At 71.7% G+C, this 21,629-nt stretch carries 22 protein-coding genes; 13 read left to right on the top strand and 9 right to left on the bottom strand.

Annotated elements, in window-relative coordinates:
- Positions 1–157: 157 nt before the first annotated feature.
- A complete protein-coding gene (locus RAN62_RS12760; RefSeq protein ID WP_498371877.1) occupies positions 158–2,194 on the bottom strand; it encodes an ATP-dependent DNA helicase in 2,037 nt (678 codons plus the stop codon).
- A 55-nt stretch (positions 2,195–2,249) separates the two neighbouring features.
- Between RAN62_RS12760 and RAN62_RS12765 the strand changes: the two genes are divergently transcribed.
- Positions 2,250–2,756, top strand: a complete 507-nt coding sequence (locus tag RAN62_RS12765; protein ID WP_305784804.1) for a DUF402 domain-containing protein — start codon at positions 2,250–2,252, stop codon at positions 2,754–2,756.
- Here RAN62_RS12765 and sigJ read toward each other — a convergent pair.
- Complete coding sequence (gene sigJ / locus RAN62_RS12770; protein ID WP_305784805.1) at positions 2,739–3,632, bottom strand: RNA polymerase sigma factor SigJ; 894 nt, start codon at positions 3,630–3,632, stop codon at positions 2,739–2,741. The genes RAN62_RS12765 and sigJ overlap by 18 nt on opposite strands.
- A gap of 98 nt (positions 3,633–3,730) precedes the next feature.
- Here sigJ and RAN62_RS12775 point away from each other — a divergent pair, with 98 nt between their 5' ends.
- The 6 genes from RAN62_RS12775 to RAN62_RS12800 all read left to right on the top strand — a co-directional run bounded on the left by RAN62_RS12775 (position 3,731) and on the right by RAN62_RS12800 (position 8,724).
- Positions 3,731–4,669: a PI-PLC domain-containing protein gene (locus tag RAN62_RS12775; RefSeq protein WP_305784806.1), complete on the top strand. Its 939-nt coding sequence runs from the start codon at positions 3,731–3,733 to the stop codon at positions 4,667–4,669.
- 116 nt (positions 4,670–4,785) lie between these two features.
- The gene (locus RAN62_RS12780; RefSeq protein WP_305784807.1) at positions 4,786–5,412 is read left to right on the top strand and encodes a DUF47 domain-containing protein; all 627 of its coding nucleotides are present in this window, start codon (positions 4,786–4,788) and stop codon (positions 5,410–5,412) included.
- Positions 5,413–5,415: 3 nt separating this feature from the next.
- Positions 5,416–6,423, top strand: coding sequence for an inorganic phosphate transporter (locus tag RAN62_RS12785; protein ID WP_305784808.1), 1,008 nt, complete (start codon positions 5,416–5,418; stop codon positions 6,421–6,423).
- Positions 6,424–6,467: 44 nt separating this feature from the next.
- Entirely contained in the window at positions 6,468–6,797 is a 330-nt protein-coding gene (locus RAN62_RS12790; RefSeq protein ID WP_305784809.1) for a PadR family transcriptional regulator, read from the top strand.
- Entirely contained in the window at positions 6,794–7,765 is a 972-nt protein-coding gene (locus RAN62_RS12795; protein ID WP_305784810.1) for a hypothetical protein, read from the top strand. Before RAN62_RS12790 ends, RAN62_RS12795 begins: the two co-directional genes overlap by 4 nt.
- Complete coding sequence (locus RAN62_RS12800) at positions 7,762–8,724, top strand: hypothetical protein (protein ID WP_305784811.1); 963 nt, start codon at positions 7,762–7,764, stop codon at positions 8,722–8,724. Before RAN62_RS12795 ends, RAN62_RS12800 begins: the two co-directional genes overlap by 4 nt.
- Here the strand turns inward: RAN62_RS12800 and RAN62_RS12805 are convergent.
- The gene (locus RAN62_RS12805) at positions 8,675–9,652 is read right to left on the bottom strand and encodes a Gfo/Idh/MocA family protein (RefSeq protein WP_305784812.1); all 978 of its coding nucleotides are present in this window, start codon (positions 9,650–9,652) and stop codon (positions 8,675–8,677) included. The genes RAN62_RS12800 and RAN62_RS12805 overlap by 50 nt on opposite strands.
- Positions 9,653–9,730: 78 nt before the next feature.
- On the opposite strand from RAN62_RS12805, the gene RAN62_RS12810 reads away from it, so the two are divergent.
- Positions 9,731–10,477: an NUDIX hydrolase gene (locus RAN62_RS12810; protein WP_305784813.1), complete on the top strand. Its 747-nt coding sequence runs from the start codon at positions 9,731–9,733 to the stop codon at positions 10,475–10,477.
- 6 nt (positions 10,478–10,483) lie between these two features.
- Here RAN62_RS12810 and pstB read toward each other — a convergent pair whose 3' ends face one another.
- Genes pstB through pstS form a run of 4 tightly spaced genes read right to left on the bottom strand, consistent with a single transcriptional unit; the run spans position 10,484 to position 14,582 of the window.
- The gene (gene pstB, locus RAN62_RS12815) at positions 10,484–11,260 is read right to left on the bottom strand and encodes a phosphate ABC transporter ATP-binding protein PstB (RefSeq protein ID WP_305784814.1); all 777 of its coding nucleotides are present in this window, start codon (positions 11,258–11,260) and stop codon (positions 10,484–10,486) included.
- Between the two features lie 12 nt (positions 11,261–11,272).
- On the bottom strand, positions 11,273–12,322 hold the full coding sequence (gene pstA, locus RAN62_RS12820) for a phosphate ABC transporter permease PstA (RefSeq protein ID WP_438874506.1): 1,050 nt from the start codon (positions 12,320–12,322) through the stop codon (positions 11,273–11,275).
- 32 nt (positions 12,323–12,354) lie between these two features.
- Positions 12,355–13,440: a phosphate ABC transporter permease subunit PstC gene (gene pstC, locus RAN62_RS12825; RefSeq protein ID WP_305784816.1), complete on the bottom strand. Its 1,086-nt coding sequence runs from the start codon at positions 13,438–13,440 to the stop codon at positions 12,355–12,357.
- 50 nt (positions 13,441–13,490) lie between these two features.
- The gene (gene pstS / locus RAN62_RS12830) at positions 13,491–14,582 is read right to left on the bottom strand and encodes a phosphate ABC transporter substrate-binding protein PstS (RefSeq protein WP_305784817.1); all 1,092 of its coding nucleotides are present in this window, start codon (positions 14,580–14,582) and stop codon (positions 13,491–13,493) included.
- Positions 14,583–14,997: 415 nt separating this feature from the next.
- Between pstS and RAN62_RS12835 the strand changes: the two genes are divergently transcribed.
- Positions 14,998–16,689, top strand: coding sequence for an MFS transporter (locus RAN62_RS12835; RefSeq protein WP_305784818.1), 1,692 nt, complete (start codon positions 14,998–15,000; stop codon positions 16,687–16,689).
- Between the two features lie 57 nt (positions 16,690–16,746).
- Here RAN62_RS12835 and mshD read toward each other — a convergent pair whose 3' ends face one another.
- Both mshD and RAN62_RS12845 read right to left on the bottom strand, forming a co-directional pair.
- Positions 16,747–17,616, bottom strand: coding sequence for a mycothiol synthase (gene mshD / locus RAN62_RS12840; RefSeq protein WP_305784819.1), 870 nt, complete (start codon positions 17,614–17,616; stop codon positions 16,747–16,749).
- Between the two features lie 2 nt (positions 17,617–17,618).
- Positions 17,619–18,341, bottom strand: a complete 723-nt coding sequence (locus tag RAN62_RS12845; protein WP_305784820.1) for a winged helix-turn-helix transcriptional regulator — start codon at positions 18,339–18,341, stop codon at positions 17,619–17,621.
- A 295-nt stretch (positions 18,342–18,636) separates the two neighbouring features.
- On the opposite strand from RAN62_RS12845, the gene RAN62_RS12850 reads away from it, so the two are divergent.
- From RAN62_RS12850 to RAN62_RS12860, 4 genes are all read left to right on the top strand, one after another.
- A complete protein-coding gene (locus RAN62_RS12850; protein ID WP_305784821.1) occupies positions 18,637–19,635 on the top strand; it encodes a hypothetical protein in 999 nt (332 codons plus the stop codon).
- Between the two features lie 54 nt (positions 19,636–19,689).
- Positions 19,690–20,481: an LmeA family phospholipid-binding protein gene (locus RAN62_RS12855; protein ID WP_305784822.1), complete on the top strand. Its 792-nt coding sequence runs from the start codon at positions 19,690–19,692 to the stop codon at positions 20,479–20,481.
- A 70-nt stretch (positions 20,482–20,551) separates the two neighbouring features.
- Positions 20,552–20,629, top strand: a complete 78-nt coding sequence (locus RAN62_RS41110; RefSeq protein ID WP_369077168.1) for an Ms5788A family Cys-rich leader peptide — start codon at positions 20,552–20,554, stop codon at positions 20,627–20,629.
- A gap of 151 nt (positions 20,630–20,780) precedes the next feature.
- The gene (locus RAN62_RS12860; protein ID WP_305784823.1) at positions 20,781–21,629 is read left to right on the top strand and encodes a sulfurtransferase; all 849 of its coding nucleotides are present in this window, start codon (positions 20,781–20,783) and stop codon (positions 21,627–21,629) included.

The following is a 21,629-nucleotide window of genomic DNA, read 5'->3' on the forward strand; positions in this document are numbered from 1 at the left end:
GCCGCGGAGAACGGGCGCGCGTGGTGTCGGCCGCCGGGCGTGGCGCGCGGGGTCCCGGCCGCGGAGTGTGGGCGTCCGTGGTGCTGGCCGCGGGGCGTGGACGCGCGCGGGGTTCCGGCCGCCCGGCGGTTGCCACGCGGCCGGCGGGTGGGCCGGGTCAGCTCTTGGCCAGGCGCTGCAGGGCGCCCACCGCCACCTCCGTCCGCGTCGTGTACCAGAACGGGGGCAACGAATTGCGCAGGAAGCCGCCGTAGCCCCGGGCGGTCTCCAGCCGCGAGTCGAGCACCGCGACCACGCCCTTGTCGCCGGTCGAGCGGATGAGGCGGCCGACGCCCTGTGCGAGCCGGATGGCGGCGATCGGGACGCTGACCGAGGCGAAGCCGGAGCCGCCGGTGGAGTCGACGGCGGCGGCGCGGGCGGCGGCCAGGGGCTCGTCGGGGCGGGGGAAGGGGAGGCGGTCGATCACGACGAGCTGGCAGGCGTCGCCGGGGACGTCGACGCCCTGCCAGAGGGACATGACGCCGAAGAGGCAGCTCTCCTTCTGCTCCTTGAACTTGCGGACCAGGATCGGCAGCGTCTCCTCGCCCTGGAGCAGGATCGGCAGGTCGGTGCGGCTGCGCAGCAGCTCGGCGGCCTGGGTGGCGGCGCGGCGGGAGGAGAAGAGCCCGAGGGTGCGCCCCTCGAGCGCCTCGACCAGCTGGACCAGCTCCTCGCCCGCCTGTGCCGGCAGCCCCGAGGCGGCGGGCCGGGGGAGGTGCGCCGCGACGTAGAGGATGCCCTGCTTCGGATAGTCGAACGGCGACCCGACGTCGAGCGAGGTCCAGCCGTCGCCCGAGGTGGGCGGGGCTTCGGCGGACGATGAGCTGCGGGGCGCGGGGGCCGGGGCCGCGGCGGGGAGGCCCAGCGCCCGGGCGACGGTGTCGAAGCGGCCGCCCAGCGTCAGGGTGGCCGAGGTGGCGACGACCGTGCGTTCGTCGTAGAGGTGGGTGCCGAGCGTGCCCGCGACCGACAGCGGGGCGACCACGACGGCGCGGCGGCCGTTGCCGATGTCGCTCTTCTCGATCCAGGCGACGTCGAAGTCGGACTCCTCGAGCAGGCGCTGGGCGGTCTCGGAGATCTCGTCGAGGGAGGCCTTGGCCTGCTGCTTGCGGACCGGGTCGGGATCGTCGGACTTGATGTCGCCGATCGCGGTGAGCGCGGCGCGGGTGGCCGTGTCGAGCAGCAGCAGCGCCTGGTGCAGCGGGCTGGGCAGGCCGGTGGTGAGGCGGCCGGCGGGCAGGTCGGCCAGGCCCACGGTGAGCGAGTCGGCCGCCTCGGCCAGGGACTCGGCGACGTCCTGGGGGATCAGGGTGCGGGCCCGTTTGGCCGTGCGCTCGACGTGCTCCGGGGTCAGCTCGGCCTGCGCCGCCGAGGAGACCCGGTCGGCCAGCTCGTGGGCCTCGTCGACGATCAGCAGCTTGTGCGGCGGGACGATGTTGCGCCCGGCGAGCATGTCGATCGCGAGCAGGCTGTGGTTGGTCACCACGATGTCGGCCTCGCGGGCGCGGGCGCGGGAGGCCTCGGCGAAACACTCCTGCCCGTACGGGCACTTGGCCGCCCCCACGCAGTCGCGCGCGGGCGTGGAGACCTGTCGCCACGCCGTGTCGTCGACGCCCGGGTCGAGCTCGTCGCGGTCGCCGGTCTGCGTCTTCTCCGACCAGTCGCGGATGCGCATGATCTGCTTGCCGAGCCGCCCGGCCTCGCCCAGCCACTGGGTCGCCCGGGGCGGCGAGTCGTCGAAGAGCGTGTCGGTCGGCGTCTCCTCGTCGGCGTGCTCGAGCTTGGCCACGCACAGGTAGTGGTGGCGGCCTTTAAGCACGGCATAGGTCGGCTTGCGGCCGAGCACCGGCTCCACCGCCTCGGCCAGCCGGGGCAGGTCGCGCTCGACGAGCTGGTGCTGCAGCGCGAGCGTGGCCGTGGAGATCACCGCGGGACCGTCGACGAGCAGGGCCGGCGCCAGATAGGCCAGCGACTTGCCGGTGCCGGTGCCGGCCTGGACCAGCAGGTGCTCCCGCTCCTTGACGGCGTGCTCGATCGCGGCGGCCATCTGCTCCTGACCAGGGCGGGTGGCACCGCCGGGCACGGCACCGACGGCGGCGGAGAGCAGGTCCTTGGCGGTAGCACCCTTACGGCGGGACTTGGCGGGGGCGGTCACGCCAAGACCGTACCCGTCACCACCGACAGATCCGTCGCACCGTTAGGGTCTTGTCATGCCGAGCGACATGGTCCGGGTGGTCTACACCAAGTACAACGGTGCTGCTCACCGCGACTATCCGGCGCGTCGCCTGAACGAGGACGACCTGGGCGTCTGGGTGGGTGTGACCAGGGGCACGGCCTCGGTCTACCACGGCCGCCCGTCGGTCGAGCAGATCCCGTTCGTACTGCTGATCCCGCACCGGGCGTGGTGGACCGGCATGTTCAACCCGCCGCCGCGGACGAGCGAGGTCTACTGCGACATCACCACCCCGGCGCGCTGGGAGGGTGACACGGTCCACATCATCGACCTCGACCTCGACGTGTCGCGCCGGCGGGACTCCGGGCTGATCGAGCTTCGGGACGAGGACGAGTTCGAGGAGCACCGGGCGAGCTTCGGCTATCCGGAGGACGTGGTGGCCGAGGCGCGCGCCGCGGCGACCCGGCTGCTCGCCGCGCTCGGGGACGGAAGCGAGCCGTTCGCGACCGCGTACCGGAAATGGCTCTCAGCGGTCGGCGAGTGAGCCGAGCTTGGCCGGGTTGAGCTGGCAGTAGAGGGCTGTGATGCGGCCGTCGGCGACGGTGGCGGTCAGCAGCGCGCGCACGTGGTGACCGGTTGCGTCGGTGCCGTGCATGAAGATGCCGGCGGAGCCGTTGACCAGCAGCGGTTCCAGGAGCACCGAGTGCGCGCCGGCCGTCCGCCGCGAGATGATCCCCGACCAGAACTTGGCGACCCGGTCCACGCCGAGCAGCGGGACGCGCGCCGCCTGGGCGACGCCGCCGCCGTCGCTGATCGAGACCACGTCGGGGGCGAGCACGGCCGCGAGGGCCTGGAGGTCGCCGGAGGCGGCCGCGGTCAGGAACGCCTCCAGCGTCCGGCGCTGCTCGGCGAGATCGGCCGTGTGCCGGGCCTGGCCGTCGGCCACCGCCTTGCGGCCCCGGGAGGCGTGCTGCCGGGTGGCGGCCACGCTGATGCCGAGCACCTGGGCGACCTCTTCGAAGGGCACCCCGAAGGCGTCGTGCAGCACCACCGCCACCCGCTGCTCCGGGGTGAGCCGCTCGAGCACCACGAGCAGCGCGAGGCTGACCTCCTGCCGGCGGGCCACCTGCTCGGCGGGGTCGTCCTGCCGGGCGACGACGGGCTCGGGGAGCCACTGCCCGGGATAGGCCTCGCGGCGCACCCGGGCCGACTTGAGCACGTCGAGGGCGATGCGGCCGACGACGGCGGTCAGCCACCCGCGCAGGTCGCGGATCTCGGTGCCGGCCGCCCGGGCACGGTCGTAACGCAGCCAGGCCTCCTGCACCGCGTCCTCCGCCTCGGCGTGGCTGCCCAGCATCCGATAGGCGACCGCCTGCAGGTGCGGTCGCTCGGCCTCGAACCCGTCCACGGCCACAGGCATGGGGGAATTCTGCGCGACATTGCCCGACCGGCGCAGTCACGTGTGACACAGTGGTTACCGGTATGGGTGTTATGCCCGATTAAACGGGGAGGTCGGCGGTGGCGGACGACGTGACGACCGTGCTGAGCGGCCTCGCCGGGCTGGCCGGGGTCACCGCGGCGGCCACTGTCGGGGTCGCCGCCGCCCGCCGGCCCCGGCCCTATCTGCCCGCGGGGCACGCGCTCGCCGGGCCGGAGGACGTCGACCCGCTGCCCGACGTGCTGCGCCGGGGGCTGGCCGGGCTGACCGTGCCGGTGCGCCCGGGGCCCCACGGCGAGCTGCATCTCGGTCCGGGGGCGCCGCGGCCCGGGCGTACGCTGCGCCGTCTGGTCCTGGCTCCGCTCTTCGGCCGCGCGCACGCCCGCGGCGGCCGGCTCTGCCGCGACCAGCGGGTGCCGTTCCGCCTGGTCGTGGAGTTCACCGGGCCGAACCGGGACCCGGAGCTGCTGCTCCGCGCCTTCCGCCTGCTGGACCAGCAGCTGCGCGACCACGCCCCGCTGCTGAGCCGCTGCCTCGACGGCCACCTCGAGCCGGGCGCGGTCACCGTCGCGATCTCCGGCATCGTGGACGTCCGGGACCTGCTCGCGGCCCAGCCCCAGCGGTACGCCTTCGCCGACGGGACCTTCGACGACATCGGCAACGACGCCGCGCCGCCGGGGCTCGTCCCCATGATCAGCGAGCAGTGGTCCCGGCGCTTCGGCTGGGACGGGTGCGAGCCGATCCCGGCCGAGGAGCGGCATCTCCTGCACGCGCTCGTACGCTCGGCGCACGAGGACGGGCGTACGGTCCGCGTCGCCGGCCTGCCCCACGCCTCCCGGGCGGCGCGGCGGGCGCTGTGGGACGAGCTGGAGGCGGCCGGGGTCGACGTCATCGCCGACGGCGACCAGGCCGGGCTGGCCCGTCATCTGCGCCGCCGACCGGCCGGACCGGGTGGCCCGCACCGGCTACCGCCCCGCCCACGGCCGGAAAGATCCACAAAACATCCGGTTCGCGGTTAACAACAGGTGAACGCGCGCTGAACTGGTGTTGAGCGGGGGTAGGCGGGCTCGGCAACGGGGGAGGCGTTTCCTAGCATTCCCTCGAATCCGCCCCACCCTTCAGCGAGGTCCGCGCCGTGAAGTTCTCCTTCCGCCCCGTCGAGGGCGCCTTCTACGAGCTGTTCACCCGGGCAGCCCAGAACCTCGTGCGCGGCACCGAGCTGCTCAACGAGCTGGCTCTGCCCGGGGTCGACGTGCAGTCGGTCAGCGACCGGCTCACCGACGTCGAGCACGACAGCGACCAGATCACGCACGACCTCTACAAGAAGATCAACTCGACCTTCATCACGCCGTTCGACCGCGAGGACATCTACTCGCTGGGCTCGCAGCTCGACGACGTCATGGACCACCTCGAGGCGGTCGGCAACTTGCTCTACCTCTACGGCCTCACCGAGCTGCCGTCGCTGCCCCGCGAGATGCACGAGCTGGTCAACGTGCTCGACCAGCAGGCCAAGGTCACCGCGGACGCGATGCCCCGGCTGCGCTCGATGAAGAACCTCGAGGAGTACTGGATCGAGATCAACCGGCTCGAGAACGACGGCGACCGGGCGTACCGGATGCTGCTCGTCCGGCTCTTCTCCGGGGAGTACGACGCGCTGACCGTGCTCAAGATGAAGGAGGTGGCCGACGAGCTGGAGGCCGCCTGCGACGCGTTCGAGCACGTGGCGAACACGGTCGAGACCATCACGGTCAAGGAGTCCTAGGCCTTGTCCCCCGAGTTCATCGCCGTCACCGCGGTCATCATCGCCGCGATGGCGTTCGATTACACCAACGGGTTCCATGATGCGGCGAACGCCATCGCCACCAGCATCAGCACCCGGGCCTTGACGCCGCGGGTGGCCCTCGCCATGGCGGCCGTCGGCAACTTCATCGGCGCGCACTTCGGCGCGGGCGTCGCCAAGACGGTCGGCGACGGCCTGGTCAAGCTGCCCGGCGGGGTGGAAAGCCTCGGCGTCGTCTTCGCCGGCGTCGTCGGCGCCATCGTCTGGAACCTCTTCACCTGGTACTTCGGCCTGCCCTCCAGCTCCTCCCACGCCCTCTTCGGCGGCCTCGTCGGAGCCACCTTCTTCGCCGCCGACGCGACGATCGAGTGGGGCAACATCGTCGACAAGGTGCTGATCCCGATGGTGGTCTCGCCGGTCGTGGGTCTGCTCCTCGGCTTCGCCTTCATGATCGCGCTGCTGTGGGCCTTCCGCCGGGGCAACCCGGGCAAGCTCAACCGGGGCTTCCGGCACGCGCAGACGGTCTCGGCCGCCTTCATGTCGGTCGGCCACGGCATGCAGGACGCCGCGAAGACCATGGGCATCATCGTGCTGGCGCTCTACACCGGCGGCTTCCAGTCCAGCTCGACGCACATCCCGCAGTGGGTCTTCTGGACCTCGGCGGCGATGCTGGCGGCGGGCACGTACGCCGGCGGCTGGCGCATCATCCGGACCCTGGGCCGCAAGATCATCGACCTCGGCCCGGCCGAGGGCTTCGCGGCCGAGATGGTCGCGAGCTCGGTGCTCTACTTCAACGCCCTGGTCCTGCACGCGCCCATCTCGACGACCCACACGATCACCTCCGCGATCATGGGCGTGGGCGCCACCAAGCGGCTCAGCGCGGTCCGCTGGAACGTGGCCGGCAACATCATCATCGCGTGGGTCACGACCTTCCCCGCGGCCGCTGCCATCTCCTGCGTCGTCTACTTCTGTGTCCGGCCGCTCTTCGGCTGATACTACGTTTGACGTTATATGACGGCGCCCGTACTGTGGGCGCCGTGCAGGAACCCACCTTTCTCATCCTGACCGCGCTCGCGGCCCAGCCGCTGCACGGTTACGGGATCATCCAGTCCGTCGCCGACCTGTCCGAGGGCGAGGTGAAGCTGCGCCCCGGCACGCTCTACGGGGCGCTCGACCGCCTCGCCGACCAGGGCCTCATCGAGGTCGAGCGGGAGGAGGCGGTCGACGGCCGCCTGCGGCGCTACTACCGGCTCAGCGACAGCGGGGCCACGGCGCTCACCGAGCAGGCCGACCGGCTGCACCGGCGGGCCACGGCGGCCGAGGTGCAGCTGCGCCGCCGCCCGGGGCTGGCGGGCGGTGCCCTGTGAACGCTCTGCTGTGGGCCTATCCGGCGCGGCTGCGTGAGCGGCACGGCGCCGAGCTGATCACCACTCTGATGGACATGTCCGGCGAGCGGCCCAGCCGCGGTGACCGCTGGCACCTGGTGCTCGACGGCCTGGGGGAGCGGTTCCGGCCGCCGGTCAGGTGGCGCCCGTTCGCCCTCGTCGTGGCCGCGCTGGCGCTGGTCGCCGGGGGCGCGCTCGGTGCCGTGGCCGGGTCCCTGGCCGCCACTTCGGCCTACGCCGAGCTGCCGTCCGCCCGCGCGCTCGCCGACCAGGCGCTGGGCCCGGGCGCCGACGCGCACGGTGGCCGCCACTACCTTGACGCCGAGCTCCCGCTGAGCCCCGGCGCGCCCTCGGGACCCGCGGCCGAGCAGGTCCGGCAGCGGCTGATCGCGGCCGGCTGGACGGTGTCGGCCCCGGCGGTCGGCGACGGCAGCGACGGCGTCCTGAGCAACACCCACTTCCGCGCCGGCGACGGCGACATCGAGCTCAGTGTGTACGCCTACGACTTCGAGCAGCCCTTCGTCCAGCTCGCCGGGTGGCCCGCGCGGCCCGCGAGCTATGTGCCGCTGACGATCGCGGGCGCGCTGCTCGGCATGATCGCCGGCTGGCTGCTCGGCATGGCCCTGAGCCACCGGATCGGGGCGGCCCGGCGGCCCCTGCGCAGCGCGGTGCTCGCCGGCACCGGACTCACCCTCCTGCTCGTGCCGTCGGTGCTGTTCACCCTGTCGCTGGGGTACTACCTGGGCGCCACCGACCCGAACGGCCAGGGCGGCCTGCTCCACACCCGGGGGATCACCTTCGGCGCCACCTTCGACCTGGTGCGGGCCTGGGATCTGCCGTACGAGCTCACCGACGCCTACCTCTACGGGCTGCTCGGCCTGGTCGCCGTCGCGATCGCCGCGATCCTCGCCCGGTCGGCGCGCGAGCCCCTGGTCCGGGAAGCCGCGTGAACTCGCTGCTGTGGGCCTACCCGGTCCGGCTCCGCCGGCGGCACGGCGCCGAGCTGCTCGCCACCATGCTGGAGATGACCGACGGCCGGCCCAGCCGGGGCGACCGGTGGCGGCTGGTGCTCGACGGGCTGCGGGAGCGCTTCCGCCTGCCGCCGCGGCGTCCGCTCGCCCTCGTGGGTGCCGTCCTGGCGCTGGTCATCGGGGGTGCGTTCGGCGCTGCGGCCGGCTCCTGGGCGGGCCTGCGCACCTTTCCGGTGATCCAGGACGCCGACGGTCTCGCCGCCCGCGTCCTGGGGCCGGACGGGACGCTGGAGCAGCCGCCGCATCGGAGCCGGCTCTGGAACGACTTTCTCGGGTCCCGCAACCCGGGGGTGAGTGCCGAGCAGGCGGCCATCGGGGCGCGGGAGCGGCTCGTCGCCGACGGCTGGCGGGCCTCGGCCTCGCAGCCCAACGGGACGGAGCTCGGCGGCCAGGAGTTCGAGGCGGACCGCGACGGCATCCGCGTCGCCGTGTACGTCTACGACAGGGATCCGCTCTTCACCGTGGCGGAGTTCGCGCTGCAGCCGGTCGCCTACCCCGTGCTGATCGGCGCCGGGGCGGCACTGGGCATGCTCGGCGGCTGGCTGATCGCGGCAGCGCTGAGCTATCGCCTCGCCCGCCGCCGGACGGGCACGGTGACGGCGGCGGCCGGGACGGCGCTGCTGCTGGTCCCGGCCGCGTCGATCGTCGTCCGTCTCGCCGGCCTGCCCGCCCCGGGTGACACGATCAGCTCCGACGCCTTGGTGCACCGGGCGCTGACCGCCCCGCTCGACGGACCGGCCCTGTGGCAGTGGGGTGTCTTCCTCCCCAACTGGTCCACCATGGCGCTGCTTGTGACCGGGCTCGCGACGATGGCGGCCGCCGCCGGGGTCAGTAGGCGACGCCGATCTCGGCCCGGATCGTGTCCAGCAGAGTCATGAGCTCCAGGGTGGTGGTGTGCGGGACGAGGGGACTTTCCGGCAGCCCCTCGGCCAGGCACCGCTGCACCTCGATCGCCTCGAACTGGTAACCGCTGCCGTCGAAGCCGAGGTCGAACTCCTCGGTCTCGCCGGTGCTGCGCTTGAGCGTGAACGACCGGGGCACGAAGAAGCCCGGCGGCAGGTCGATGCGCCCGAGCGTGCCGGTGATCGACGCGGCGTTGCGGGACTCGCCGGCGATGCTGCAGGTCAGGGCCGCGACGGCGCCCGAGTGGTAGCCGAGCAGCACGCCGGTCGTCTCGTCGACGCCCTCCGGGGTCAAGCGGGCCCAGCTGTGCACGGCGGACGGGCTGCCGAGGATCAGGTCGGCGAAGTGGATCGGATAGACGCCCAGGTCGAGCAGCGCCCCGCCCCCCAGCGCGGGGTCACGCAGCCGGTGCGACGCGTCGAACGGCCCCTGCAGCCCGAAGTCGGCGTGCACGGTGACGACCTCGCCGATCTCCCCGTCCTCGATCAGCTCCTGGATCTTGCGGATGGCCGGGTTGAGGCGCATCCACATGGCCTCCATCAGGAACAGCCCGCGGTTGCGCGCCTCCTGCACCAGCTGCGCCGACGACGCCAGGTCGAGCGTCATCGGCTTCTCGACGAGCACGGACTTGCCGCCCTCGAGGCAGACCATGGCGGCGGCGTGGTGCGAGGAGTGCGGGGTGGCCACGTAGATCACGTCGACGTCGGGGTCGGCGGCCAGCTCGGCCCAGGATCCGTGCGCCCGCGGCACGCCGAACTTCGCGGCGAAGGCGTCGGCGGCCTCGGCCGTGCGGGAGCCCACCGCGGCCAGCTCGGCGCCCGGGACGAGCGGAAGGTCGGATGCGAAGGTCGCGGCGATGCCGCCCGTGCCGAGAATGCCCCAGCGGGTGGTCCTGTCGGTCATGATCGCCACGCTATCTCCCCGCGGCCGGGTGGTGGGAGGATCGGGGTCGTGAGCCTGTCGCTACCTTTGCCGCCGGCCATGGCCAGGCGAGCTCTCGCGTTCGACGGTACGCCCGCTCCGGCCCGCCCCGCCGCGACGGTCGTGCTCCTCAACCCCCAGACCCTCCAGGTGTACGTCCTCAAGCGCGCCGGCACGATGGTGTTCGGTGGTGTGCATGCCTTCCCGGGCGGCCGCGTCGATCCCACCGACCGGCCCGGGACGCTGAGGCCGGACTGGGACAGGCGGCTCGGCGTCCCCGACGAGGAGGCGCGGGCCGTGGTGGGCGCCGCGATCCGGGAGCTCTTCGAGGAGACGGGCGTGCTGCTCGCGGGCCGGGCGGACGAGCCGGACCGGATGGCCGGCGACGTGAGTGGCGCCGAGTGGGAGGCCGATCGGGCGGCCGTGGCCCGGCGCGAGCTGAGCATGACCGAGCTGCTCGAGCGGCGGGGGCTGCGGCTGCGCGACGATCTGCTGTTGCCGTGGGCGCGGTGGATCACGCCGGAGTTCGAGCCGAAGCGGTTCGACACGTGGTTCTTCGTGGCGCTGCTGCCCGAGGCTCAGACGCCCCGGGACGTCTCGGGGGAGGCGGACGGCACGGCGTGGATCGATCCCGGTGCGCCGGGCGACTTGTCGATGCTGCCGCCTACGCGGGTGACACTTGCGCAGCTGGCGGCGTACGCAAGCGTGGATGATCTCGTGGCGGGAAGCGCGACGCGCGACGCCACCGTGCCCGTCATGCCGCGCGTGCGGCAGTTGGGCGACGGTGGCGTCGTCGTGGACATCTAGGCCGGCTCAGCCGAAGCGGCCGGTGATGTAGTCCTCGGTCTTCTTCTGCGTCGGGTTGCTGAAGATCTTCTGCGTGTCGTCGTACTCGATGAGGCGGCCGGGGTCGCCGGTCTTGTCGATCGAGAAGAAGCCGGTCTTGTCGCTGACCCGGGCGGCCTGCTGCATGTTGTGCGTCACGATGATGATCGTGAAGCGGTCCTTCAGCTTGAACATCAGGTCCTCGATCGCCAGCGTCGAGATCGGGTCGAGCGCCGAGCAGGGCTCGTCCATGAGCACGACCTGCGGCTCGACCGCGATGGTGCGAGCGATGCAGAGGCGCTGCTGCTGACCGCCGGACAGGCCCGCGCCCGGCCGGTTGAGCCGGTCCTTGACCTCGTCCCAGAGGTTCGCCGACTTGAGCGACTTCTCGGCCGCGTCGTCGAGCAGCGACTTCTTCTTGACGCCATTCAGCTTGAGCCCGGCCACCACGTTCTCGTAGATCGACATCGTGGGGAACGGGTTGGGGCGCTGGAACACCATGCCGATGAGCCGGCGGACGGCGGTGACGTCCACGTCCGGGTCGTAGATGTTCTGGTCGTCGATGGTGAGCTTGCCCTCGATGCGCGCGCCGGGCAGCACCTCGTGCATGCGGTTGATCGACCGCAGGAAGGTCGACTTGCCGCAGCCCGACGGGCCGATGAGGGCGGTGATGGTCTTCGGCTCGACGGTCATGGAGACCCCGTCGATCGCCTTGAAGTCCCCGTAGTAGGACGAGACTCCGCTCGCCTCGATGCGCTTGGCCATTCAGGACACCTCTTACTTGGACAGCCGGTTGCGGCGGGCGAGCAGCTTCGCTGCGATGGTCAGGATGAGCACCAGGGCGACGAGCGTGAGCGCGGCCGTCCAGGCGCGGTCGGGGGCGTAGCGGGAGGCGTCGCCGGCCTGCTGGTAGACGAAGACCGCGAGCGACGACTGGGGGCCCGCGAACGGGTCACCGTTGATCGCGGCGGTGGCGCCGGCGACGAGCAGCACCGGCGCGGTCTCACCGGCGGCGCGGGCGATCGAGAGCATGATGCCGGTGACGATGCCGGGCAGGGCGGTCGGCAGCACGATGCGCAGGATCGTCTTCCACTGCGGCACACCCAGGGCGTACGCACCCTCGCGCAGCGGCCCCGGCACGAGCCGCAGCATCTCCTCGGTGGAGCGCACGATCGTCGGCAGCATCAGCACGGTCAGGGCCAGCGAGGCGGCGAAGCCGGAGAACTGCGGCGTGCCGTCGTTGAACCACGGGCTGACGATGAGCACCCAGAACGACAGCACGAACAGGCCGGCGACGATCGACGGGATGCCGGTCATGACGTCCACGAAGAAGCGGACGGTCAGCGCGAACCGGCCCTTGCCGTACTCGACCAGGTAGATCGCGCCGAGCACGCCCAGCGGCACGGCCATCAGGGCGGCCAGGCCGACCTGCTCCAGCGTGCCGAGGATGGCGTGGTAGGCGCCGCCGTTCGGGTCGCGGGCGCCGATGTTGTTCATCGAGGAGCCGAAGAAGTCGCCGTCGAGACGCGCGGCGCCCTTGGTGACCAGGGTCCACACCACCGAGACGAGCGGGATGATCGCCAGGACGCAGGCGGCATAGATGGCCGCGCGCCACATGCGGTTGCGCGCGGCCCGCTTGCCCTCGACCGCGCCGGCCGCGAAGTTGAGCCCGACCAGGTAGAACACGGCGCCCAGGAAGATCACGAGCACCCAGTTGCCGATGCCGAAGCCCAGCACGACCGCCGCGGCGACCACGAGGGCGCCGAGCGCGATGCCGAGGTCGGCGACGACCGGCAGCTTCTTGGTGCGGATGTTGTCCGGCGTCATGACGACGCCGGGAGTCTCACGGTCAAGAAGGCTCATGCGGCACTGTCCCGGAACTCGCGGCGGCGGTAGATGATCGCCCGCGCGGCCATGTTGACGACCAGGGTGATGGCGAACAGCACCAGACCCGAGGCGATCAGCGCGCCGCGCCCGGTCTCGTTGGCCTCGCCGAAGGTGTTGGCGATGTTCGCGGCGATGGAGTTGCCGCCGCTCTGGATCAGGTTGAACGAGATCACGAACGTCGTGCCGAGGGTCAGCGCCAGGGCGATGGTCTCGCCGAGCGCGCGGCCCAGGCCGAGCATGACCGAGGCGATGACGCCGGGCTTGCCGTAGGGCAGCACCGCCGTGCGGATCATCTCCCACTTGGTGGCGCCCAGGGCCAGGGCGGCCTCCTCGTTCATGCCGGGCGTCTGCTGGAAGACCTCCCGCGAGAGCGAGGTGACGATCGGCAGCACCATGATCGCCAGCACCAGCGAGCCCAGCAGGATCGAGCGGCCGAACGGGCCCTCGCCCCCGAAGAGGGGGATCCAGCTGAAGTACTTGTTGAGCCACACCGAGAAGTCCTTCACCGGCTCCGAGAAGACGTCGCGGCCCCAGAGGCCGAAGACGACGCTGGGCACGGCGGCGAGCAGGTCGATGATGAAGCCGAGCGGGGTGGCGAGCCGCTTCGGCGCGTAGTGCGAGAGGAACAGCGCGATGCCCATGGCGATCGGCACCGCGATGAGCAGGGCGATCACCGACGACAGGACCGTGCCGAAGGCCAGCGCGGCGATGCCGAAGACCGGCGGGGTGTCGTTGGGGAACCATTCCTTGGTGGTCAGGAAGTTCGCGTCGTTGGCGGTGAGCGCCGGCGCGGCCTTCGAGATCAGGAACACCGCGATGGCGGCGATGATGACCAGCACCATCACGCCCGCCGCGGTGCTGAGCCCGCGGAACCCGGTCTCCATGGAGAAGCGGGACTTGGTGGGGAGCGCACCCCCGCCACCGAGCGGCGGCCGGTTATCGGGGCGGTCGTCGGGAGGGATCGGCGATACGCCGTCGCCGGCGGGCCGGGCGTGACGTGCTGTCACACCCGAACCGCCGGCTTCGGTGCTCGCCGAGCGGGAGGGGTTGTCGCCCATTCGCTCGCTCGCGTTCGTCTAGGAGGGGGTCTCTACCTACGGGCGGTGCTTCAGGAGATGCTCGCGACCACGGTCGCGACCTTGGCGCGGACCGACTCGGGCAGCGGGGCGTAGCCCAGGTCGGCGAGCGCCTCCTGGCCGGCGGTGCTCGAGGTGTAGGTCAGGAAGCCCTTGATCGCGGCGGCCTTGGGGCTGCCCTTGTCGCAGACGATCTCGTACGTGGCCAGCACGATCGGGTAGGCACCCGCGGTGGTGGTGTTGTAGTCGATGTCCAGCTTGAGGTCGTTGCCGGTGCCGGCGACCTTGGCGCCCTCGATCGTCTTGCCGGCCGACTCGCCGGTCAGCTCGGTGAACTCACCGGCGCCGTTCTTGATCTTGGCCTTCTGCAGGCTGCTGTTCTCGGCGTAGGAGAGCTCGACGTAGGAGATCGTGCCGGGCGTGCTCTTCACCAGCGCGGCGACACCGTCGGACTTCGCGGCGGCGGTGCCGCCCGGGGCCTTCCACGCCTTCGCGTTGCCGTAGGTCCAGTCGGCCTCGGCGGTCTTGCTCAGGTACTTGGTGAAGTTGTCGGTCGTGCCCGACTCGTCCGAGCGGTGGACGGCCTGGATGGCGGCCGACGGCAGGGTCGCGCCGGCGTTCTCCGCCTTGATGGCCGGGTCGTCCCACTTGGTGATCTTGCCGGAGAAGATCTTGGCCAGCGTGGCCGGCGAGAACTGCAGGTTGTCCGCGCCCTCGGCGTTGTAGACGACCGCGATCGGGCCGACGACCATGGGCAGGTTGACGGCCGCGCCGCCGGGGCACTTGGCGGTGGCCTGCGGCTGCTCGTCGTCCTTGAGCGCCGAGTCCGAGCCGGCGAAGTCGGCGGTGCCGTTGATGAACGCCTCGATGCCCGCGCCCGAGCCGTTGCCGTTGTAGTTGATCTGCGCGCCGGAGCACTGGCCCTGGTACGTCTTGATCCACTCGTCCATGGCGTTCTTCTGCGCGGACGAACCGGCGGCGTTGAGCGTGCCGGTGGCGCAGTTCTCGGCAGCAGCGGAGCCACCGGCGGCCGACGGCGAGTCGTTGTTGTCAGAGCCGCAGGCGCTGAGCGCGAAGACGGCGGTCATGGCAATACCAGCAACGTAGAACCGCTGGAGCTTCACGGTTTCCCCTTCAATGGATCGCATCTCCGGGCTCCGTAGTCCCGGCGGCCGAAATCTCATCGGCACACAGGGAAAGCTAGGAGCGTCAGGTGACCGGCTCACCGGGGCAGGGTGAACGCACGGTGAACACGTCCGCGCCTCCTCGTTGCCTTTGGCTGAGGAGGGGTTGTCCGTTACGTGAACCGCGCGTCCCTTGCCCGATTTATCCGGGCAAAACACCGCTCCTTCACTGCGCTGAGATGTCCCGTTGACCGTTCCGTGACCGGAGTGACGGACGGAGTGTGTCTGGCGTCACTGTGTCACAACGGCGCATCGGGGGGTGGCTGTTCAGCTTCTGTTTGCCGCCGCGACGCATCCACGTTCACGTGGTGCTCACCACTGGCTGCTTCCTGTGAGATGGCTGCATAATACAGATATGCAGAACGGCACTCCCTCCCCCTTCAAGCAACCCCGCGCGGTGTGGGCCGTGGCCTTCGCCTGCGTCATCTCGTTCATGGGGATCGGCCTCGTCGACCCGATCCTCCCCGCCCTCGCCGACGACCTGCACGCCTCGCCCAGCCAGGTCTCGTTGCTCTTCACCAGCTACCTCGTGGTGACCGCGGTCGCGATGCTGCTCGCCGGCGCGGTCGCCAGCCGGATCGGCCCCAAGCGGACCCTGGTTGTCGGTCTCGCGATCATCGTCGTCTTCGCCGCGCTGGCCGGCACCTCCGACACGGTCGGCCAGATCGTCGGCTTCCGCGCCGGCTGGGGCCTGGGCAACGCGCTCTTCATCGCGACCAGCCTCGCGGTCATCGTCGCGTCCGCCACCAGCGGCTTCGCGGGCGCGATCATCCTCTACGAGACCGCCCTCGGCCTCGGCATCGCGGTCGGCCCGCTGCTCGGCGGCGAACTCGGCAGCATCAGCTGGCGCGGCCCCTTCTTCGGCGTCGCCGCGCTGATGGCGATCGCCATGGTGGCCACCATCGCCTTCGTGCCCGCGCTGCCCAAGCCGGCCCGGCGGCAGTCGGTCACCGAGCCGATCAAGGCCCTGCGCCACCGCGGGCTGCTGACCATGGGCATCATGGCGCTGCTCTACAACTGGGGCTTCTTCACGATGCTGGGCTACGCGCCCTATCCGATGGAGCTCGGCGCCCACGAGCTCGGCCTGGTCTTCACCGGCTGGGGCCTGCTGGTCGCCCTGTTCAGCGTCTTCGTCGCCCCGCGCCTGCAGGCCCGCTTCGGCACAGCCCCGGTCCTGTACGCCAACATGGCCGCCCTCGCCGTCGTCATGGTCGTCATCGCGGCCGGCGTCACCACGCCCGCCACGGTCATCGTCGCCGTGATCGTCAGCGGCGCCTTCATCGGCATCAACAACACGCTCACCACCCAGGCCGTCATGCTGGTGGCGCCGGTCGAGCGGTCGGTGGCCTCGTCGGCGTACGGGTTCGTGCGGTTCATCGGCGGCGGCCTGGCCCCCTTCGCGGCGGGCAAGCTCGCCGACGCCTTCGACCTGAGCGTCCCCTTCTACGTGGGCGGCCTGGCCTTCCTGCTCGCGATCCCGGTCCTGGCCTCGGGGCACAAGCTGGTCACCGCCGCGGAGTCCGAGCCCGCCCCGTCGCCCCTCGACCCGGTCGGGCCCACGGTGGCGGCGGGCGCCCGGCCGGTCGTGGTGGCGATCGGGGACAACGACGCGGCCACCGAGATCGTGGACGCGGCGGCCGAGCTGGCCCGGGCCCAGGGGAGTGCGCTCGAGGTGGTGCACGTCCGCGAGACCGTGGTCGTCGAGGAGCTGGCCGTGGAGCCCGAGGACGCCGAGCACGCCCGCGCCGCCGTCCAGCGGCACCTCGACCGGCTCGCCGCGCACGGGGTCGCGGCCACCGGGCAGATCTTGACCAGCGTCGGCGACCACGCCGCCGCGGGCCGGGTGCTGGCGCAGCACGCCGAGGACGTGGACGCCCGGGTTGTCGCCGTGGGGCGTTCGCCGCGCGGGGCTGCCGCTCAGTTCGCGGACGGGAGCTTCACCGCGGCGCTGACCCACGCGGCTGCGTGCACTGTTGTCCTGGTGCGGCCGGGTGAGGAGCCGCACCCGCTGACGGCGGCCACGTTGCCCGCGCTGCGCGGAGTCTGAGGTCGGTGTGTCGCCCGGCGGCGGGCCGGGGTCGCTCGCTGTCCGGGTGGTGCGGGCTCAGTGCCGGGCGTACTGGATGTCGGTCGAGTAGATCTCGAAGCCGAGCCGCCGGTAGAGGGCGACGGCCGCCGCGTTGGACTCGTCCACGTAGAGCAGGGCGTCGCCCAGGCCGAGCCCGGCGAGATGGCGCAGGCCGGCCACGCTGAGCGCGGCGCCCAGGCCCCGGCGGTGGCCGCCCGGGTCGACGCCGAGCACGTAGATCTCGCCCAGCGCCGGCTCGCCGCCCTCGGCGGGGTGCACCTTGGTCCAGTGGAAGCCCAGCAGGCGGTCGTCGGCCGGGTCGACGGCGAGCAGGAAACCGGCCGGGTCGAACCACGGCTCGGCCTGGCGCAGGCGCAGGTCGTCGCCGGTCCAGCGGCCCTGCTCGGGGTGGTGGGCGAAGGCCCGCGCGTTGACGCCCAGCCAGGCGTCGTCGTCCTGGCCGGGCACGAAAGAGCGGATCCGCACGCCGTCGGGCACCGGGACGTCGGGCAGCCCGTCGAGCGAGCGGCGCATCTGCCACAGCACGCGGTCGCGGATGAAACCGGCCTGCTCCGCGAAGGCGCGGGCGCCGGGCTCGTCGCCGTGCGCCCAGAACTGCAGCTCACCGGGGCCGGCGGCGGCCAGCAGGGCCGTGCCGTGGCCGCGGAGGCGGTGCTTGGGGTGGACGACCAGCTCGCCCGAGGTGCCGTTGAGATAGGCATAGCCGGCGAGCTCGCCGCCGGGCGCCCGGGCGAGCAGGTGCCGGTGGACGTCACCGCGCAGGCCGAGCAGGCCGTCCTCGGAGAGAGGACTGACGCCGTCCGCCTCGTCCGCCGCGGTGGCCAACGCGAGCACGTCGGCCACCGCGGCGGCGGTGAGCTTCTCGGTGACGCGGACGTCGGTCATGCTCAGACGGGCAGCGAGACGGGCTCGTTGTCGGGCAGCTGGCGGCCGTTGGGCGGGGTGACGAACTTGTAGCCGACCTGGCGCACGGTGCCGATCATCGACTCGTATTCGGAGCCGAGCTTGGCCCGCAGGCGCCGCACGTGCACGTCGACCGTGCGGGTGCCGCCGAAGTAGTCGTAGCCCCAGACCTCGCGCAGCAGCTGGTCGCGGGTGAAGACCCGGCCCGGGTGCTGCGCCAGGAACTTGAGCAGCTCGAACTCCTTGTAGGTGAGGTCGAGCGGGCGGCCCTTGAGCTTCGCCGCGTAGGTGTCGGGGTCGATGTTGAGCTCACCGGCGCGGATCGAGCCGCCGGCGCCGGCGGTCGCGTTGGTCAGGCGGCCGACACCCAGGCGCAGCCGGGCCTCGACCTCGGCCGGGCCCGCGGTGGCGAGGATGACGTCGTCGACACCCCAGTCGGCGTTGAGCGCGATGAGGCCGGCCTCGGTGACCACGGCGATCAGCGGGACGCCGATGCCGGTCGCGTGCAGCATCCGGCACGTCGCCCGGGCCTCGGAGAGCTCGGAGCGCGCGTCCACCAGCACGGCGTCGGGGCTGGGGCCCGACACCAGGGTGCGCACGTCGCGCGGGGCGGTGCGCACGGAGTGGGGCAGCAGGTCCAGCGCGGGCAACACGGCGGAAGGCTCGCCGGCGCGGGCCGTCACCAACAGGAGAAGTTCCACACTCACCTCGATCCTCGCGGCACAAGCGGCCGCTCAGGTGACCCGGTCTGCGCGCATCGCTGCAGCGCAACCGGATTGGGTCTCGTCCCGGCGTCACCGACGGGTGGGCTGGCACCACCTTAACCGATGCATCAGCCCGTTCACCCGTCCGCGACTGTCGTGTGATGCGGCGTACGCCCACGAGGTGGCCGAACGGTCAAATCTTGACCAACCTTTCACCCGAGCGCCGGCGTCCGTCCGATGGGAGCGTGCCCAGGCGGCGCCTGCGCGGGGACTTGCCCGGTCTGGCACCATCGCAGGCGTGTTTCCCTCAACCCCGCGCGACAGCGATGCCTGGGACGAAGACGCCACCAGGGACGTCGCCAGGTCCGCGCCGGGCCGTGGCCACTTCTACGCCGGCGACCGGGAGGACGAGCGCAAACCGTCCGGTGACGGCGACGACGCGGAGTTCGAGGAGGAAGAGGTCCGGGTCGTCCCGGTGCGCCGGCAACTGTCGGTGGCCATCGCCGGGTTCGCGGGGCTGCTCGGCGCCGGCCTGGTGCTCGGTGCGCAGACGTCGGGGCCGGACGCGCGGCTGCCGTACGCCATCGTGCTCTTCGGGGTGCAGCTGCTCTATGTGCTCGCCTTCACGATGGCCATCCGGCCGCCCGCGGCGTACACGGTCGCGGGAATTTCCCTCGTCGCCGGAGCCCTCGCCGACTATGCGGCGGTGACCGACGACTCGCCGGGCGTCATGTCGCTCCTCTATGTCCTGGGCGGCGGCTTCGTCGCAGCCCTCGTCGGCCAGGCGATCCGGCCGGAGGACCGGCTGCGGCTGCGCGACGCGCTCGGCGGCACCTTCCTGGTCGTGCTCGGCCCGGTCTGTCTGGCCCTGCTCATCGTCCTGACCCGTCGCCCGGCCGGCACCCAGGCCGTCCTGATGTGCCTCGGCGCGGTGGGGGTGACGCTGCTCGTGGCCCACCTGACCGACGCCGTGTTCCCCAAGCCGCGGATCGCCCCGCAGGTGCCCCGCGGGGCCACGGGCATCGTGCTGGGCGCCATGCTCGGCACCTTCGGCGCGGCCGCGCTGGGCAGCGTGCTGGTTCTGCCCTTCACCCCGGGCAAGGGCGCGATCCTCGGCCTGGTCGTGGCGGGCATCGCCGCGCTGGTCGACCTGGCCGTCAACTACTCCGAGGCGGGCCGGGGGCTGGCCGGGGACGCGCCCACCTTCTGGGTCGCTCGGCACATGCAGGGGCCGCTCGGGGCGTTCGCGCTCGCGGTCCCGGCCACGTACATCCTCGCGGTGTTCGTTCTCTCCTAGCTCTGGGCATATACCGTCGCCGACTCCGTTACTCCTTCTCTGCGAGGTGCTCAGGTGGCCGAGGTCTACGGGTCGGCGCAGCCGCGCAAGCGTCGCCGGGGCCGGAAGCTGCTCGTCGGCTTCCTGGTCCTGCTCGTGCTGCTCGTCGTCGCGCTGGTGGTGGCCGACCGGGTGGCCGCCTCCTACGCGGAGCGCACCATCGGCGACCGGGTGAGCCAGCAGCTGACCAACCAGCAGGCGACCGCGGAGAGCCCGGACGTCACGGTCGAGGGCGTGCCCTTCCTGACCCAGGTCGCCCGCGGGGAGTACCAGGAGATCAAGATCCTGCTGCGGGACTTCTCCGCGCCCGCCGGCAACGGCCAGACGATCAAGATGCCCACCCTCGACATCCGGGCCAAGGACGTCGCCGCGCCGCTCAACACGCTGCGCACCGGCAACGGCGACATCACCGCCGGCACGGTGACGGGCACGGGCACCATCGCGTACGCGGACCTCGCCGCCCTCATCGACCAGGAGGGCCTCAAGGTCTCCGAGCAGGACGGCAAGCTCGTCGGCACGGCCCCGGTCCAGGCGCTCGGGCAGACCTTCCAGGTCACCGGTACGGCCAACCTCGAGGTGGCCGACGGGGTGGTGCGCGTGCGCTTCGCCGACGTGACGGCGGAGGGGCTCCCGGCGATCCCGCTGGTGCAGAACATCGTCGACAACTACGTGAAGAACCTCTCGTACGACCTCGACGTGCCCGCGCTACCCCTCGACCTGAAGGTCCAGAAGGTCGAGCCCAAGCCGGAGGGCCTGGTCGTGACGGCGGGGGCGGACAACGTGCCGCTGAACTCCGGCGGACTGTGACGGCTGCCTCCCGTCCCGGATGGTGATAGAGGTTTTCCGCTCTGTAACACCGCTGGTAGGGTCGGTCACCATGAGCCTGTTGCTCACCAAGAGGCGCGCGGTCGACCTGTGCCGCGTGGCCGCCTGCCTGTGTCGCCCCGCACTCTGACGGGGCCACTCGCGCTTTCCTTTTTCGCCCGGCAGTGGCGCCGTACGCAAACCGTGATCCGTTTTCCGGGTCGGCGCGCGTGCGTCCTCTTCACCACCCCAGCTCTCGCGCGCTGACTCACCCATCTCTCACCTGACAAGGGAGTAATCCGATGAGTCGCGACTCCGCACTCGTCTCTGCCGACTGGGCCGAGAAGAACCTCGACACCCCGGGTGTCGTCTTCGTCGAGGTCGACGAGGACACCACCGCCTACGACGGCGGCCACATCCCCGGTGCCGTGAAGCTCGACTGGAAGACCGACCTGCAGGACCCGGTGCGCCGGGACTTCGTGAACCAGGAGCAGTTCTCCGCCCTGCTGTCCGAGAAGGGCATCTCCAACGACGACGTCGTGGTGCTCTACGGCGGCAACAACAACTGGTTCGCCGCGTACGCGTACTGGTACTTCAAGCTCTACGGCCACGAGCAGGTCAAGCTGATCGACGGCGGCCGCAAGAAGTGGGAGCTCGACGCGCGTACCTACACCAAGGACGTGCCGTCGCGGGCCAAGACTTCCTACCAGGCTTCGGCGCCGGACCTCTCCATCCGCGCCTTCCGCGACGAGGTCGTGCAGGCCATCGGCGTGAAGAACCTCGTCGACGTGCGCAGCCCCGACGAGTTCGCCGGCCGGCTCCTCGCCCCGGCGCACCTGCCGCAGGAGCAGTCCCAGCGCGGTGGCCACATCCCCACGGCGATCAGCGTGCCGTGGAGCAAGGCGGCCAACGAGGACGGCACCTTCAAGTCCGACGAGGAGCTGAAGAAGATCTACGGCGACGCCGGCCTCGACGGCAGCAAGGACACCATCGCCTACTGCCGCATCGGCGAGCGCTCCTCGCACACCTGGTTCGTGCTGCGCGAGCTCCTGGGCCAGGAGAACGTGAAGAACTACGACGGTTCGTGGACCGAGTACGGCTCGCTCATCGGCGTGCCGATCGCGCTCGGCGACGAGCCCGGAAAGGCGTGA

This window comes from Symbioplanes lichenis, assembly GCF_030709675.1.
GTDB classification, from domain to species: Bacteria; Actinomycetota; Actinomycetes; order Mycobacteriales; family Micromonosporaceae; genus Actinoplanes; species Actinoplanes lichenis.

Bases quoted from the DNA above. Each gene is read 5' to 3' on its own strand.
- RAN62_RS12765 (WP_305784804.1), top strand. From the start codon at position 2,250: ATGCCGAGCGACATGGTCCGGGTGGTCTACACCAAGTACAACGGTGCT.
- sigJ (WP_305784805.1), bottom strand. From the start codon at position 3,632: ATGCCTGTGGCCGTGGACGGGTTCGAGGCCGAGCGACCGCACCTGCAG.
- RAN62_RS12805 (WP_305784812.1), bottom strand. From the start codon at position 9,652: ATGACCGACAGGACCACCCGCTGGGGCATTCTCGGCACGGGCGGCATC.
- RAN62_RS12810 (WP_305784813.1), top strand. From the start codon at position 9,731: ATGGCCAGGCGAGCTCTCGCGTTCGACGGTACGCCCGCTCCGGCCCGC.
- pstB (WP_305784814.1), bottom strand. From the start codon at position 11,260: ATGGCCAAGCGCATCGAGGCGAGCGGAGTCTCGTCCTACTACGGGGAC.
- pstA (WP_438874506.1), bottom strand. From the start codon at position 12,322: ATGACGCCGGACAACATCCGCACCAAGAAGCTGCCGGTCGTCGCCGAC.
- pstC (WP_305784816.1), bottom strand. From the start codon at position 13,440: ATGGGCGACAACCCCTCCCGCTCGGCGAGCACCGAAGCCGGCGGTTCG.
- RAN62_RS12835 (WP_305784818.1), top strand. From the start codon at position 14,998: ATGCAGAACGGCACTCCCTCCCCCTTCAAGCAACCCCGCGCGGTGTGG.
- mshD (WP_305784819.1), bottom strand. From the start codon at position 17,616: ATGACCGACGTCCGCGTCACCGAGAAGCTCACCGCCGCCGCGGTGGCC.
- RAN62_RS41110 (WP_369077168.1), top strand. From the start codon at position 20,552: ATGAGCCTGTTGCTCACCAAGAGGCGCGCGGTCGACCTGTGCCGCGTG.
- RAN62_RS12860 (WP_305784823.1), top strand. From the start codon at position 20,781: ATGAGTCGCGACTCCGCACTCGTCTCTGCCGACTGGGCCGAGAAGAAC.